We start from the raw sequence: 14,686 nt of genomic DNA, 5'->3' as shown, positions 1-14,686 counted from the left end.
CAAAGAACTCTTCGACGCTTTCTCCCTTGTTCCCCTTTCCTTTCGTATTTCCTCCGACATTTCTCAAAAAGTTGTCTAAATATGAAAAAATCGGCTTCTGCAACAGAAGCCGATTCGCTTGATGACCCGTACGGGATTCGAACCCGTGTTACCGCCGTGAAAGGGCGGTGTCTTAACCGCTTGACCAACGGGCCGGATATATATGGTAGCGGCGGAGGGGATCGAACCCCCGACCTCACGGGTATGAACCGTACGCTCTAGCCAGCTGAGCTACACCGCCATATAGGTGCTTATAAGCACAAGTTATATAATACAAAGGTTTCTTCATCTCGTCAACAGAAACTTTAAAGTTTTAATTTTCTGACTATACGGACGCATACAAAAAAAGCACCCGCTGGGATAGACGGATGCTCCATGTATTTATAGAAAGCAGCAAGTTATCCTCTTCTTGCTCCGCGCCCTCCACGTTTTGATTCCGTGTTTCGTTTTAAAGATGATAAGCGGTCTTCGCTATCTTTAAGAAACTTGTTCATTTTCTGTTCAAAAGATTCTTTCGGACGGAAATCATTTCTAGGTCTGGCTTGCGGACGGTCTTTAGCTTTTTTAATTGATAAACCAATTTTCCCGTCTTTTTCAACGTTGATGACTTTCACTTCAACTTGATCGCCGACTTTTAAATGCTCGTTAATGTCTTTTACATAATTATCGGCTACCTCACTGATATGAACGAGACCGGTTGAGCCTCCAGGCAATTCAACAAATGCTCCGAAATTTGTAATACCTGTTATTTTCCCTTGCAACTTGCTGCCAACTTCAATCGACATAAAAAAAGTGCTCCTCCTTAGGCTTATAAAAAGATCGTTTGTTTAATTATACCTAAATAAAAATTTAAGTGTCAACAAGGCTACTTGCTCTTCTTCTCTACATTAAAGAGAATCTCACCATTTCCTGACATAAACAAGTCTCTTCTGGCAAGCTCTGTGACGTAATCCTCATCCTTTAATTTGGAAATTTCATCTTTTAAATCAGCCTGTTTCGCGTTCAATTTTTTCACTTGTTTTTCCAGCTGAGCTTTCTTTTCTTCGTTTGCGCTAAGGGAAGAGGTCTGTGACCACAGAGAACCCGCTAAGACAATAGCCGTCAACAACACAAGGGCGCCGAATACGATCAACCGTCTGAAAAGCCCTTTCCGCCTTCTTTTCATAAGCTGGGATTGCCGTTCAACCTGCTCTTTATAGTCGTTTTGAATTTCAGTTATTGTACGTTCTCTAGATAGATTCAAACCAGACGGTCCTCCTTTCACCTTTTCAAAATACGTATCATGGTCGATCTGATTGTTATGATTAGTTTCTTGCTCTTTTGTGAAAATCCTGCACTTTTTTGAAAATATCGTTTGAAAGTAAGACGCCATTTTTCAGGAAGAAGTTTCAATAATTGTTTCAACAGGAAGAACAGCGGATACAGCAAAAAAGCTACGATCTTAAAAAGACACTTCGCAAAAAAGGCACTCACCCGATAGGAGTATAAAGAAATAACCGTGATCAGCCCGATGAGCAGCTTAAAGAGCAGAAGCACCGGACGGAACAGCACGTGCTGAATGAGCTTTTTTGCGAATTGGTAAAGAGACACCGCAAGATGAATGGCAAATTTCAGTATTTTTATATACATTCGTTTAAACAGGCTTTGGTACGTCGCAATACCCAGTAAGACAGCCAAGAAAATGTATACCCTGAGTTCTCCTTCATTCACGTTGAGCAGCACATAGAAAAACATCAGACCTTGTACAATCCAAAAGAGAATGTCATGAATGAATAACAGCCATCTGGCCGTTTTGGCGCGGCTGACAAACAGCCTGTATGTATCAAGCGACGCTCCGAGCCAGGCGCCCATACCGGTCATTGCCAGCATCGTATAAAATTGGGTCGTCAGTGTCATTTAAACAACTTGCTAAAAAACCCTTTAGCTTTATCCCCTTGCTGCTCGTCTAAATATACAAGGTCAAACACCCTGCCTTTTATAGATACAATCCCTTTTTCCACATCAAGATTTTTCATCTGCAGGTTCTCGCCTCTGACGGAAAGCATTCCCATAACTGTTTCCAGCAAAAACTCTTCGTTGTCAAAACTTTCCACATGCTTGACGCCCGAAATGTCTAAATGCTTTCTCCCTTTCATCGTTACATCATGCTGTTCCGGAACAGAAGAAGAACCTTTTTGCTCATAATATGAATTCATCTATTCAGCCCCCATATCCTCGATACTTTTAGCATTATTACTGCATTGTATGAGGCGGGAGCCTTGTTTAGAACAAGCCTATTCGCCGAGTTTTTCTTCTTTGACGATTGTATACATGCCCGCGGCTTCTTCTTTTTTCGTTGTTTCTTTCAATTCGTTTACCTTCACGGTGACAAGCTTCTGGCCGAAGCGGACCGTCAGTTCATCACCGGCTTTTACGTCTGAGCTGGCTTTCGCCTGATTCCCGTTAACGGTGATTCTCCCTTGATCGGCGACCTCTTTCGCCAATGTGCGGCGTTTAATTAATCTGGATACTTTTAAAAACTTATCAAGTCTCATATCAGAATCTCCTCTCCATTTCTTTTGCTTCATCCCACAATTTGTCCATTTCTTCAAGTGACATTGCGGTCAATTCAAGTCCCTTTGCTGCCGCTTCTTTCTCAATATAAGCAAAGCGTCTGCGGAATTTGTCATTTGTCATGGCGAGCGCTTCCTCAGGCTCAATTTTATAGTATCGGCCGATATTGACCAATGCAAATAAAACATCGCCGAATTCAGCTTTTAAGCTGATTTCATCTGCTGATTCGGCGGAAGCCTCTGCAGAAAATTCCTTTAGCTCTTCATTTACTTTATCCCATATATCCTGAACGTCATCCCAGTCAAAGCCGGTTTTTGCGGCTTTTTTCTGAAGCTTGGCCGCTTTTGCAAGAGAAGGCAGTGTTTTCGGCACGGCATCCAGCAATGAAGAGGATGTTGTTTGCTTTTCCGTCTTTTTGATTTCTTCCCAGTTGGCGACGACATCATGTTCATCCTGAACCTTAACATCCTTAAACACGTGCGGGTGCCGTCTGACCATCTTCGCACTGATGTCTCTGATGACATCATCAATTGAGAAATACCCCTCGTCTTCTCCGATCTGGGCGTGCAGCATAACCTGAAGCATGACGTCCCCGAGTTCTTCTATCATGTGATCCGTGTCCTCTTCGTCAATGGCCTCAAGCAGTTCGTAGCATTCCTCAATCATATATTTCTTTAATGACTGGTGTGTCTGCTTTTGATCCCACGGACAGCCGTTCGGCCCGCGAAGCTCGCGAATAATACTTCGGAACGCAGAAAATTCCTGGTAAAGGAGTTCTTCTTTTTTAATCGGCGGAACATACACGCTTGTTAAGTTATTTATTTCTACATTGCGGTCAAGTTCAAACAAAGGCACCTTGGTCATCTTTTCTCCCTTGCTTCCGGCTGCCGTGACGATGACCACTTCATAGTCGTCAGGCAATTTCTCCATAAGCGTCAGCTTTACCTCAGAGGCCGTCATCTGGTCATAAACCTGGCAAATGATCAGGTGATGGCGGAGTTCGAGCTCATCCGGCGTCATTGTTTGCGCATCCGTAAATTGAAACCCTTCAATCGGATCAATTCGCAAAGCATTAAAAGTGGCATCCAGAAAGCTTTGCCCTCCGGCAGTATGAACAGCTATCTGTTGTTCTTCCCAGCGTTCAAATAACAGCTGAACGGTTTTCTCAGCGACAAACGGATGCCCGGGCACAGCGTAGACGACATCCTCTTGCTTCGCTTTTTCAAACAGAATGTCCGCGATCTCTTCATAGACCGCTTCAAACTGATCATGTTTTTCATAAATATCATCAAAATACCGGATGTCCGCTTCCGTCTCTTGCTCTAATTCCGAAATCAAAGGGTGGTCTTTCGTTCTTATATATAAATGCTTCGCCTGAGTCAGCAGCTTATGTACGCCCACTGTCAATTGATCCATGTCTCCGGCGCCGAGGCCGACGACCGTAATGTTACCTGCCATGTTTTTCTCTCCTCTTTTTCAATTTGCTTAAAGCACTGCCGAAAGGAAGGCCGCTCAGCTCTTCGTCCGTGAAAATCTTCATTCTTATCATACAATAAATAAACAATAGTCCTCCGATGACTGACGCAGACAGACTCTCACATACAGCTCCGGCCCTGCTGACAGGAACAAATAACTGCCAAAGCTTCATATATACGAGCAGAAAGAAGACCATCAGCAGGCTGCACCAGCATAGACGGGCAATCACGCCGCCGATATTCGTCAGCCAGCCCTTCGACCAAATTCTCCGGAGATTCAGGCACGCAACTGCGGCAAATGCCAAGACGGTCGCCAGTGCCGCTCCTGTAATACCCCAGCCGGGGACCAGCCAAACATTCAGCACCCATTTCAGCGCCCCTCCCGCCAAAACGGATACGGCGGGGAAAACGGTATGTCCCGCTCCTTGCAGAATCGCGGCTGCCGTAAGCGCAATCGAGGCAAAAAAGATAGATAAGCTGAATATTTGTAAGGTCTGCGTCCCCTCACTGTTTTGGAAAAGCATGATATTCACCGGCTCTAAAATGCAAAAAAGCCCGGCTGATGCACCGATCCCTACCGCAAGGCAGAGCTTGACGGCTGATGTCGCTTTCTCTTTTATGATAAACGGCTTATTCTCATGCACCGCTTTTGAAATTGAAGGAACCAATGACGCGGCGATACTGACGGCAAACACGGTTCCCAGCTGAAGGAGCGGCTGTCCGCGGTCATATATGCCTTTCAGCTGTTTCGCGGCATGGCTCTCCGTCCCGTCTGAAAGCAGTGAATATAAGTTTAAGGCGTCTACAAGCTGAAGCAAAAGCATAAGTACACTGCTGATACAGATGGTGACTGAATAAAGCAGCAGCTTTTTTATAATGACGGCCGTTTCGATATGTCCGCCGTCCTTCTTTGTTTCTTCCCGCTTATACCAGAAAACAGCCAATACACAAAGGGCCGCCAAGCTTCCGGCAATTGATCCCGAGGCCGCCCCCGCACCTGCCGCGTATAATGAGCGGCCGTTTTTCAAAAGCCAGAAGGATAAACCGAGAAGCACCGCCACGCGAAGAAGCTGTTCCGTAATCTGGGATAAGGCTGACGGCATCATATCATGCACGCCTTGGAAATACCCCCTGAAAACCGCCGTAAACGGAAACAGTATGAAAGCGAACGCCGCGACCCTTATCAGCATCACAAGGCGGGCGTCACCCATAAAACCGGCTAACGGCGCCGCGCCGGCATACATGAGCGCAAACAGAACAAGTCCGGCCGCCGTGACATAAAGGGCGGAAATTTTCATTATTTTTTGTTTATGATCGCTATAATCGTTCATTAATTTAGAGATGATTACCGGAAAACCGGATGTTGACAGCATGACCGCGATCCCTAAAAACGGGTACACCTGCTGATAAATGTAAAATCCGACGTCACCGACAATATTCTGAAAAGGAACCCTGTACACGGCGCTTAATATCTTCGTCACGATGCCCGCAACGACGAGCACAAAAGCACCTTTCCATGCCGATTGCCGCTTGGCGCCAACTGAATCGTTCATCCAAAAGCTCCTTCCAGCCGCTAGAAAATTACGTCTATAAAACGAGCTTATTATATCACAATCCTAACGGCCGAACCGATAGAGAGCACATATGAATATGAAAAAGAACAGCACTTGTATAAGAGCTGCTCTTTCTCCGTTTTCTTATTTCAATAATGGTAATAAGACCTACTGCTCCATTTGTCTCGCCAAAAAACTGGCTGCCGTTTCTACCGCTTTATGTTCTACTTCTCCAAGCGCCTGTTCCTTGGAAAAGATGACCACGGCGCCGATAGGATCGCCATTTGCCACGATCGGGGCTATTGTATAGGAGCTCATATCTTCATCAATGTCATTAACAAGCTGCGCGGACTTCACGTCGTTTTCTACCACTGAGCTGCGCTGATCCATCGTTTTTTCGAGCAAATCGCTGATGGCTTTGTTCAGAAATTCTTTTTTCGAACTGCCTGAAACGGCAATATACGCGTCACGGTCGCAAATCAAAACGGAATGGCCGAGACTGTCATACAAAGCATCTGCATATTCCTTCGCAAAATCGCCAAGCTCACTGATAGGAGAATATTTTTTCAATATAACTTCTCCGTCGCGGTCAACGAATATTTCAAGCGGGTCTCCTTCCCTGATTCGCAGTGTTCTCCGAATTTCTTTAGGAATGACGACCCGTCCTAGATCATCAATACGACGTACGATACCTGTAGCTTTCATCTCTCTGGTGCCTCTCTTTCATGTGATGATATTTAAGGGAAAGTACTAAAGCTCTTTACTTTATGTAGCTTCCGCCACTCGCTTGAAATTAGTATCCGTCACATCAAATGTAATATACACCAGAGAGTAACAATTTTTATGAAGACGCGATTGTTTCTTTCTTCACATCCTGAAGGCCTTTCAGCATGCCGAGCACGGTCTCCAGCCACTCTTCCGTTTTGCGGCCTTTCGTCTGTACTGAGATTTTCAGCTTTTTCCCTTCCATTCCCAGTCCGATCTGCCGGCCGTATTTATTGCCGAGTTCGAACAATTTCTGGCCGTCAATCTGTGCGCTGGCCTCTTCAGAAATGGTAAATCTGATCGCGTCTTTATCCTGCTTGATGAGTTCGACGCGTTCATATTTTCCGTATACCTTCATCTCAGCAACCGTAAACAGCCATTCAACCTCTTTAGGGTAGCTGCCGAACCTGTCGATGATTTCATCTTGAAGCTCATTTTTCTCCTCAATTGTGGCGATCGACCGGAAGCGTTTGTACATGTCGATTTTTTGCTTGCCGTCTTGTATATAGTTTTCAGGAATATACGCGTCTAGCTCGATATCGATTTCTGTCTCAAACTGTTCGCTTTTCGGAATATCGCCTTTCCGCTCTTCAATCGCTTCCTTGAGCATTTGCGAGTACAGGTCAAAACCGACTGAGTCAATAAAGCCGTGCTGCTGGGCGCCGAGAAGGTTCCCCGCTCCCCTGATCGTCAAGTCACGCATGGCGATTTTAAAGCCAGATCCCAGCTCGGTAAATTCTTTAATCGCCTGCAGCCGTTTTTCCGCCACCTCAGTGAGCACTTTGTCTCTGCGGTACGTAAAATACGCGTAAGCGACGCGGTTGGAACGGCCGACCCGTCCTCTCAGCTGATACAGCTGAGACAGCCCCATTTTGTCTCCGTCGAACACAATCAAGGTATTGACATTCGGTATATCTACGCCTGTCTCAATAATAGTCGTGCTGACAAGGACGTCTGATTCCCCTTCCAGAAAATTGAGCATGACGCTTTCCAATTCATTTTCAGTCATTTTTCCGTGGGCATATGCCACTTTCGCATCGGGAACAAGCATGGAAATTTCATCAGCCTTCCGCTCGATGTCATCCACGCGGTTGTACAAGAAATATACCTGTCCTCCGCGCGCCAGTTCTCTTTCGATGGCTTCCCGCACAAGCGCGCCATTGTATTCCACGACATATGTCTGAACAGGGAAACGGTTTTCCGGCGGCGTTTCAATAACAGATAAGTCCCGCACACCGAGCATGGACATATGAAGCGTACGCGGTATCGGCGTCGCTGTAAGAGTCAGCACATCGACATTGGCTTTGATCTGTTTGATTTTTTCCTTATGCGTTACGCCAAAGCGCTGCTCTTCATCAATGATGAGCAAGCCGAGATCTTTATAGACGACGTCTTTAGATAAGAGCCTGTGGGTTCCGATTACGATGTCTACCGTTCCGTTTTTCAGGCCTTTAATCGTTTCATTGGATTCTTTTCTCGTTCTGAATCGGCTGAGAAGACCGATGTTAATCGGATAGTCCTGAAAACGCTCCATAATGGTTTCATAATGCTGCTGCGCGAGTATTGTCGTCGGCACAAGAAGCGCGACCTGCTTTCCGTCTGCGATCGCTTTAAAAGCCGCTCGGATGGCTACCTCCGTCTTCCCGTAACCGACATCACCGCAAAGCAAACGGTCCATCGGGCGCTCTCTTTCCATGTCCTTTTTAATCTCCTGAATGGAACGGAGCTGGTCCTCTGTTTCCTGATAAGGGAAAGCAGATTCGAACTGCCGCTGCATTTCATGATCCGGCGAGAACGCATAGCCTTTGCTTGCTTCCCGTTCCGCATAAAGCTTAATCAGATCATCGGCAATATCCTGAACGGAGTTTTCAACTTTTTTCTTCACCCGTTTCCATTCACTGCCGCCCAGTTTATAAAGCTTCGGTTCTTTTCCTTCAGAGCCGACGTACTTCTGCACCTGGTCGATTTGTTCTACAGGGACGTACAGCTTATCGCTGCCCTGATAATGAATGTTGAGGTAATCTTTATGAATGCCTTTGATTTCTAGTGTTTCGATCCCCAAATACTTACCGATCCCGTGGTTGACGTGGACGACATAGTCACCGACCTGAAGCTCGGAATAGCTTTTGATCCGTTCGGCATTTGTCAGCTTCTGCTTTCTCGGCTTTTTCTTAATTCGGTTTTTGAACAGCTCTTCCTCCGTAATGACGGCCAGCTTCATCAGCGGCAGTTCAAAACCGGATTGCAGCTCGCCTTCCATGACATAGACCTGTCCTTGCACAAGCGCTTTGGAGCTGTCCGTTTTTGCGGCTTCAATTTCGTAATCAGCCAGCACGGATGCCAATCTGTCGGTTCTGTCCTTATTCGCGCCTAAAAAGACGACGGTGAAGTTTGATTTCTTAAAGCGCTCCATTTCACCTGCAAGCACATTCATCTGCCCGTGAAAACTCTGCATCTGCCTGCTTGTCACATTCACGATATTCTGAGGGCTTGTATGCTGGACATGACGCAAAAATAATGAATAATAAATAGCCGGGCGCCGCTTTTCGCTCATAAGCTCCTGAAAGCTGAAGGATAAATGAATGTCGTGCAGAATTTTCCCTTCCTCGAGCAGACTTGTCGTAAATTCGGCCTCTTCTTTTTGCAGCTGATCCTCCATTTCATGAATGCGGCTGACCTCGTCTAACAGTAACAACGTGTCTGCCGGTGTATAATCTAGCAAACTAGCAGGCTTTTCGTAAAAGTACGAGAGATACTTCACAAGTTCCTGATCAGTCTGTCCCGTTGATAACCGTTCTTTATCATGTGAGATATTGATATGAAGCATTTCCTTTTGTTTGTCCTGCTTCAGCTTTTTCAGACTGTCGGCAAGCCCTTTATCGAGCCTTTCCATCGCACGGGCTTTTTCTTCCGCCCTGATGATCAATTCCTTCGCCGGTCCTATCGCCACATGTTTGAGCGTCTCAATTGATCTCTGGTCATCAGAATTGAAGCTTCTGATGGAATCGACCTCCGTATCAAACAGTTCAATTCGCACCGGATGCTCCGACGTCAGCGGATAAATGTCGATAATTCCGCCGCGAATACTGAATTCACCGGGTGCAGAAACCATATCGGAACGCTCATACCCCACCTCTACAAGGCGCGCGGACAGCTGATCCGGTTCTATTTCGTCTCCGAGTGAAATGACGAGCTGGCTGCTTTTCCACAGCTCCTTCGGCGGAAGCATTCTTCTCACTGCCGCAACGGGCGCCACAACGACCGGCGCTTCTCCGTTTGTTAATCTATTAATGACATCAAGCCGCTGAGCGCGCAGTTCAGGGCTCGCTACCGCAATTTCTGAAGAAATCAATTCATTTACGGGGTATAAAAAAACAGATTGATCCCCGAGAATCGCCGTCAGATCTTCCGTCACTTTTTGGGCCTGATATAAATTATGGGTGATAAAGAAAATCGGCCTTTTCGTTTCCTGTGCAAGGGCGGAGGTAAAAACAGAACGCGCGGAACCTGACAGACCCGCAAGCAGCTGTTCCTTCAGCCCCTCATGTAAACCGTTGACAATGGATTTAAAATCATCGCTTTCTTTAATAAAGGTTTGAATGTTGTCCATATGGGCCCTCCTCTCTATTTTCTGCAAGAACAGAAAAACGCTTTGGTCTAGAATCTACACCAAAGCTTCTTATTGAATAAATGTGTTGTGTTCATGGTAGTGCGGATTGCGTTCCAGCGCCTCTTGGCAGTCTTCACAAATTGTAAGAACATGGACATCTCCATTGTCTTTATATGAAATCATATCGTTTCTTTCCTCATTTGTTAAGTGCTGAAATCCAAGTGACTGTGTCGGCACCGTCGAATATTCCAGGCTCCCTACCTTAAAGCCGCAGTGGCGGCAGAAATAATGCAAAGCCATACGTTGGACCTCCTGATGTGAAAAAATCATTTTTCCCTAGTATGGTCTCCCATTATTTATCTTATACATTTGCATTAAATTCGTTCATGACTTCTAAAAATGGTTTCGTTAAGGAAGCTTCGCAGGCTTTTACGGTTTTTGAGACGGCATCATTGATATTCGGCAATTCTTCCTTCGTAAAAGCTCCCAGTACATAGTCAACGACTTTCATTCCGCCAGCGGGGCGGCCGATTCCGATTCTGACCCGGTCAAATTCGGGGGTTCCGAGGTGCTGTATAAGCGATTTAATTCCGTTATGTCCGCCTGCGCTCCCCTTCGTCCGGAGCCTGATTTTTCCCGTCGGAAGATCAAGGTCATCGTATATGACTTTCAGATCTTCATGATCGGCATCATAATAATCCAGTAGCGGCCGCAAACATTCCCCTGATAAATTCATATATGTAAGCGGTTTAACAAGTAGAACTTTTTTTCCGGAAACAAACCCCATTCCGTAAAGTCCGTTGAATTTCGTTTTATTCAGTTCAATATTCCATTCTTTAGAAAGCTCGTCAATGGCCATAAAGCCGACATTATGTCTCGTGTTCTCGTAGGTTTTCCCGGGGTTACCGAGACCGGCAATCACAAGCATCGTAAATCCTCCCTCAACATCGCTGTAATTCTTCTCATTCTAGCACAAAAGACGTAACCTCGGGCGGGTTACGTCTTAAAGCGCTTATTGATTTTCTCCTTCGGGCTCTTCCCCAGGAGACGGTTCTGCATCTTCTTCGAATGCTTCCTGCTTAGGAGGAAGGATGGAAGCCACGACTTCTTCCGGGTCGTTTGTAAATGTATAATTGCCGTCAGCAGTCAGATCTGCGATGGTCAGCACATCATTCATTTCAAGTCCTGAAATATCAACATTGATTGTCTGAGGGATGTCCTTCGGTCTGGCCTTAATCGAAAGCTCATGCAGCGGCTGCTGGATGACGCCTCCGTCTTTGACTCCCTTCGCCTCTCCCGTCAGCTGAATCGGCACCTCGGCCTCCAGCTCCTCACTCATATTCACGACTTGAAAATCGGCGTGCGTCAATTCGTTTTTGAGCGGGTCTGTCTGAAGATCAGTCACCATAACCGATTGCTGATTTCCGTTGACATCAATTGTGATAATCGTGTTTTTTCCTTCGTCCCGCAATGTTTTAAGCAATTCGACACTGTCTAAAGAGACAGGCGTATTCGTTGTTTCTTTACCGTATATAATCCCTGGAACATGTCCTGAATGACGGATTTTCCGAAGCGTCGAACGTTTAAAATCTGTTCTTTCATTTGCTTTTAAAGTTGCCATATTCAGCACCATCCTAATTATCGTTTTATCGTCCTATTAGAACAATACCCACAATAACTGGGATTTAAACCTTAAAGTTTCGGTTTAGCTGAATAAATAGCTGACAGATTGTTTCTCGTGAACGCGGATAATCGCTTCAGCCAGAAGCGGTCCGACAGAAAGCTGCTTAAAGCGGTCGATTTTTTTCTCATCAGGAAGCTTAATGCTGTTCGTTACGACAAGCTCCTTGATTTTAGAGTTATTGATCCGCTCAACGGCAGGGCCTGACAGTACAGGGTGCGTACAGCATGCATACACTTCTGCAGCTCCGTTTTCAACCAGCGCGTTAGCGGCAAGTGTGATTGTGCCGGCCGTATCAATAATATCATCGATCAGAATCGCTGTTTTACCTTCCACGTTACCGACGATATTCATCACTTCTACCTCATTCGGTCTAGGACGGCGTTTGTCGATAATCGCGATCGGCGCTTTCAGACGGTCCGCAAGTTTGCGGGCGCGCGTCACACCGCCGTGGTCAGGAGAAACAATGACGATATCTTTCAAGTCTTTACCTTCAAAGTAATGGCCTAAAATCGGAACACCCATTAAGTGGTCAATCGGAATATCAAAGAAACCTTGAATTTGCGGCGCGTGTAAATCAAGCGCGATCACGCGTGTCGCACCCGCTGTTTCAAGCAGGTTTGCAAAAAGTTTTGCCGTAATCGGTTCACGTGATCTTGCTTTTCTGTCCTGGCGCGCATAACCGTAGTACGGAATGACAATGTTGATTGTTTTCGCGGAAGCGCGCTTTAAAGCGTCAACCATAATCAGCAATTCCATAATGTGCTCATTAACCGGCGCACTTGTAGACTGAATGATATAGCAATCACAGCCGCGAATACTTTCTTCTATGTTGATCTGGACCTCTCCGTCACTGAATCTTGTAACAGAGCACTTTCCTAATTGAACCCCTACATTATCCGCGATTTCTTTTGCAAGTTCTGGATTTGAATTCAAAGAAAAAATCTTTAAATTCTTATCTCCGTATTCGTTAGACATGGTAAACCTCCGATTTTAGGATTATTTTTTATGAATGTTTTTCACATAATCTTCTTTATTTACTTGTCTTGCTCTGGCAATGGCAAGCGCTTCGCCCGGCACATCTTCAGTTACGGTTGAACCCGCAGCGACGTACGCGCCTTCTCCCACTGTAACAGGAGCGACCAGATTGGAGTTGCAGCCAATAAAGGCGCCGTCTTCAATTTTGGTTAAATACTTTTTCTTCCCATCATAATTGACCGTGATGGAGCCGCAGCCCAGATTCACATCCGTGCCCACTTCGGCATCACCGATATAGCTTAAATGAGATGCTTTGCTTCGGTCGCCGAATTGTGTTTTCTTGATTTCAACAAAGTTTCCGATCTTCACTTCATTGCCGATTGCGGAATCGGGTCTGATGTGAGCAAAAGGACCGATATTTACATCATTCCCAACTTTGCTGCGATTGACAACGGATTGTTTAATCACAGTGCGGCTGCCGATTGAGCTGTCCTCTATCTCAGTGTGAGGGCCGATGACACATTCATCGCCGATTTCAGCTTGTCCCTTTAACACAGTTCCGGGATAAATAACTGTATCTTGTCCGATACGTGCGTCAGGTGAGATGTACGTATTCATCGGATCGATTAAAGTGACTCCGTTCTGCATATGCCGTTTGTTAATACGCTCTTTCATATACATTTCAGCCTGAGAAAGAGCGACTCTATCATTCACTCCGAGCGTCTCTTGGAAGTTACCAGTCTGGTAAGCGGCAACAGTTTCGCCTTCGTCTTTGAGGATTTCGATCACATCCGGCAGATAATACTCGCCTTGGGCATTTTCATTCGAAACCTGTTCGATGACACGAAAAAGAGCCTCGTTATCAAAACAGTACGTCCCCGTGTTAATTTCTTTCACAAGACGTTCTTGCTCCGAAGCATCCTTGTGCTCCACGATTTTTTGAACGGCGCCGTCTTCACTGCGGATGATTCTTCCGTATCCGGCGGGATCGTCGGCAACGGCCGTTAACACCGTGGCTTTTGCACCTTTGTCTGTATGTTCATTTAGCATGGCTTCCATCGTCTCCGCCGTCAGAAGCGGTGTATCGCCGCAAATAACGATTGTGACACCCTTTTCTCCGTGAAGAAATGGTTTTGCCTGTTTGACCGCATGAGCCGTACCGAGCTGTTCTGCTTGGAGAGCGTAATCGCTTTTCTGTCCGAGCTGCTTCTTCACATCTTCGGCGCCGTGTCCTACGATGGTGACAAGCTTCGCTAAAGATAATTTCAGAGCTTCGTCTGCGACGTGCTCTACCATAGGCTTTCCGCATACCGGATGAAGGACCTTGTAAAGCTTCGATTTCATTCTCGTTCCTTTTCCGGCAGCTAAAATCACTGCAAACCGCTTATCCATTTAATGGCCTCCAATATCCCTTTTATCCATAGAAAAATATATCCTAAATAGCTGTTGATTTCAAGAAGACATCAAAAAGTGCAAGAATTTTCTATGTAATCGCTTTATTACTGAAAAATCAGATTTAAAAAAGGACTGCCGGAAAAGGCCTTGTGTCAGCCTTTATCAGCAGTCCTTACATTTTGTTATGTTTAAGAAGCCCCGGCTTCTTCATATTCTAATGCTTCAGAGTCACCCAAACGATGATACTCATTTAAAACAGCATCCTGGATCTTGCCCCGCGTGCTGGAATTAATAGGATGAGCAATATCGCGGAATTCTCCATCAGGGGTGCGTTTACTCGGCATCGCAACGAAAAGACCATTGTTTCCATCAATCACACGAATATCATGTACGACAAATTCGTGATCCAGCGTGATGGATGCAATCGCTCTCATGCGACCATCGGTATTCACGCGGCGTAATCTTACGTCAGTAACTTCCACAGTAGTTCACCACCTTTTCCCTATATAAAAGCATTAGTCTAACAATTCCACGATTCTTTTTAAATTCCTGCACGTTTCAAAAAGTTTTTTTGAAAATATAGGATATACATACACAATTAGGTGATAAACCATATTTGGGGATCATATACTGCATA

Annotated in this window: 15 protein-coding genes and 2 tRNA genes; all 17 read right to left on the bottom strand. The window is 45.6% G+C overall.

The features are described from left to right. Positions 1-122: 122 nt before the first annotated feature. The 17 genes from U2H13_RS00390 to spoVG all read right to left on the bottom strand — a co-directional run bounded on the left by U2H13_RS00390 (position 123) and on the right by spoVG (position 14,531). A tRNA-Glu gene (locus U2H13_RS00390) sits at positions 123-194 on the bottom strand. Positions 195-203: 9 nt separating this feature from the next. Continuing rightward, positions 204-280: transfer RNA gene (locus U2H13_RS00385), tRNA-Met, on the bottom strand. Positions 281-437: 157 nt separating this feature from the next. Beyond that, positions 438-824, bottom strand: coding sequence for a S1 domain-containing RNA-binding protein (locus U2H13_RS00380; protein WP_004264630.1), 387 nt, complete (start codon positions 822-824; stop codon positions 438-440). An 80-nt stretch (positions 825-904) separates the two neighbouring features. Continuing rightward, positions 905-1,282, bottom strand: a complete 378-nt coding sequence (gene divIC, locus U2H13_RS00375; protein WP_014416730.1) for a cell division protein DivIC — start codon at positions 1,280-1,282, stop codon at positions 905-907. Positions 1,283-1,299: 17 nt separating this feature from the next. Then, a complete protein-coding gene (yabQ, locus tag U2H13_RS00370; protein WP_014416729.1) occupies positions 1,300-1,935 on the bottom strand; it encodes a spore cortex biosynthesis protein YabQ in 636 nt (211 codons plus the stop codon). Further along, positions 1,932-2,234, bottom strand: a complete 303-nt coding sequence (gene yabP / locus U2H13_RS00365; protein WP_004264638.1) for a sporulation protein YabP — start codon at positions 2,232-2,234, stop codon at positions 1,932-1,934. The genes yabQ and yabP overlap by 4 nt, the downstream gene beginning before the upstream one ends. 78 nt (positions 2,235-2,312) lie before the next feature. After that, positions 2,313-2,573 (bottom strand): RNA-binding S4 domain-containing protein, encoded by a 261-nt coding sequence (locus U2H13_RS00360; RefSeq protein ID WP_007409934.1) that lies wholly within the window; start codon positions 2,571-2,573, stop codon positions 2,313-2,315. A 1-nt stretch (position 2,574) separates the two neighbouring features. After that, positions 2,575-4,050, bottom strand: a complete 1,476-nt coding sequence (gene mazG / locus U2H13_RS00355; protein ID WP_100261563.1) for a nucleoside triphosphate pyrophosphohydrolase — start codon at positions 4,048-4,050, stop codon at positions 2,575-2,577. Then, positions 4,040-5,620, bottom strand: coding sequence for a polysaccharide biosynthesis protein (locus tag U2H13_RS00350; protein ID WP_095061660.1), 1,581 nt, complete (start codon positions 5,618-5,620; stop codon positions 4,040-4,042). The genes mazG and U2H13_RS00350 overlap by 11 nt, the downstream gene beginning before the upstream one ends. 168 nt (positions 5,621-5,788) lie before the next feature. Beyond that, positions 5,789-6,325, bottom strand: coding sequence for a stage V sporulation protein T (gene spoVT / locus U2H13_RS00345; protein ID WP_004264646.1), 537 nt, complete (start codon positions 6,323-6,325; stop codon positions 5,789-5,791). A 136-nt stretch (positions 6,326-6,461) separates the two neighbouring features. After that, positions 6,462-9,995, bottom strand: a complete 3,534-nt coding sequence (gene mfd / locus U2H13_RS00340) for a transcription-repair coupling factor (RefSeq protein WP_376700616.1) — start codon at positions 9,993-9,995, stop codon at positions 6,462-6,464. Between the two features lie 69 nt (positions 9,996-10,064). After that, positions 10,065-10,295, bottom strand: coding sequence for an anti-sigma-F factor Fin family protein (locus U2H13_RS00335; protein WP_004264650.1), 231 nt, complete (start codon positions 10,293-10,295; stop codon positions 10,065-10,067). 61 nt (positions 10,296-10,356) lie between these two features. Then, a complete protein-coding gene (gene pth, locus U2H13_RS00330) occupies positions 10,357-10,923 on the bottom strand; it encodes an aminoacyl-tRNA hydrolase (protein ID WP_014416725.1) in 567 nt (188 codons plus the stop codon). 84 nt (positions 10,924-11,007) lie between these two features. After that, positions 11,008-11,616 carry a 50S ribosomal protein L25/general stress protein Ctc gene (locus U2H13_RS00325; protein ID WP_014416724.1) on the bottom strand — a complete coding sequence of 203 codons (609 nt, stop codon included), beginning with the start codon at positions 11,614-11,616 and terminating at the stop codon, positions 11,008-11,010. A gap of 84 nt (positions 11,617-11,700) precedes the next feature. Then, positions 11,701-12,654, bottom strand: a complete 954-nt coding sequence (locus U2H13_RS00320; RefSeq protein ID WP_004264656.1) for a ribose-phosphate diphosphokinase — start codon at positions 12,652-12,654, stop codon at positions 11,701-11,703. Positions 12,655-12,675: 21 nt separating this feature from the next. After that, positions 12,676-14,046: a bifunctional UDP-N-acetylglucosamine diphosphorylase/glucosamine-1-phosphate N-acetyltransferase GlmU gene (gene glmU, locus U2H13_RS00315; protein ID WP_004264658.1), complete on the bottom strand. Its 1,371-nt coding sequence runs from the start codon at positions 14,044-14,046 to the stop codon at positions 12,676-12,678. A 191-nt stretch (positions 14,047-14,237) separates the two neighbouring features. After that, positions 14,238-14,531: a septation regulator SpoVG gene (gene spoVG / locus U2H13_RS00310; RefSeq protein WP_004264660.1), complete on the bottom strand. Its 294-nt coding sequence runs from the start codon at positions 14,529-14,531 to the stop codon at positions 14,238-14,240. Between the last annotated feature and the right edge of the window lie 155 nt (positions 14,532-14,686).

The organism is Bacillus sp. A1 (assembly GCF_042296235.1).
Classification (GTDB): Bacteria; Bacillota; Bacilli; order Bacillales; family Bacillaceae; genus Bacillus; species Bacillus velezensis.
This window is presented reverse-complemented; position numbering and strand designations above follow the sequence as displayed.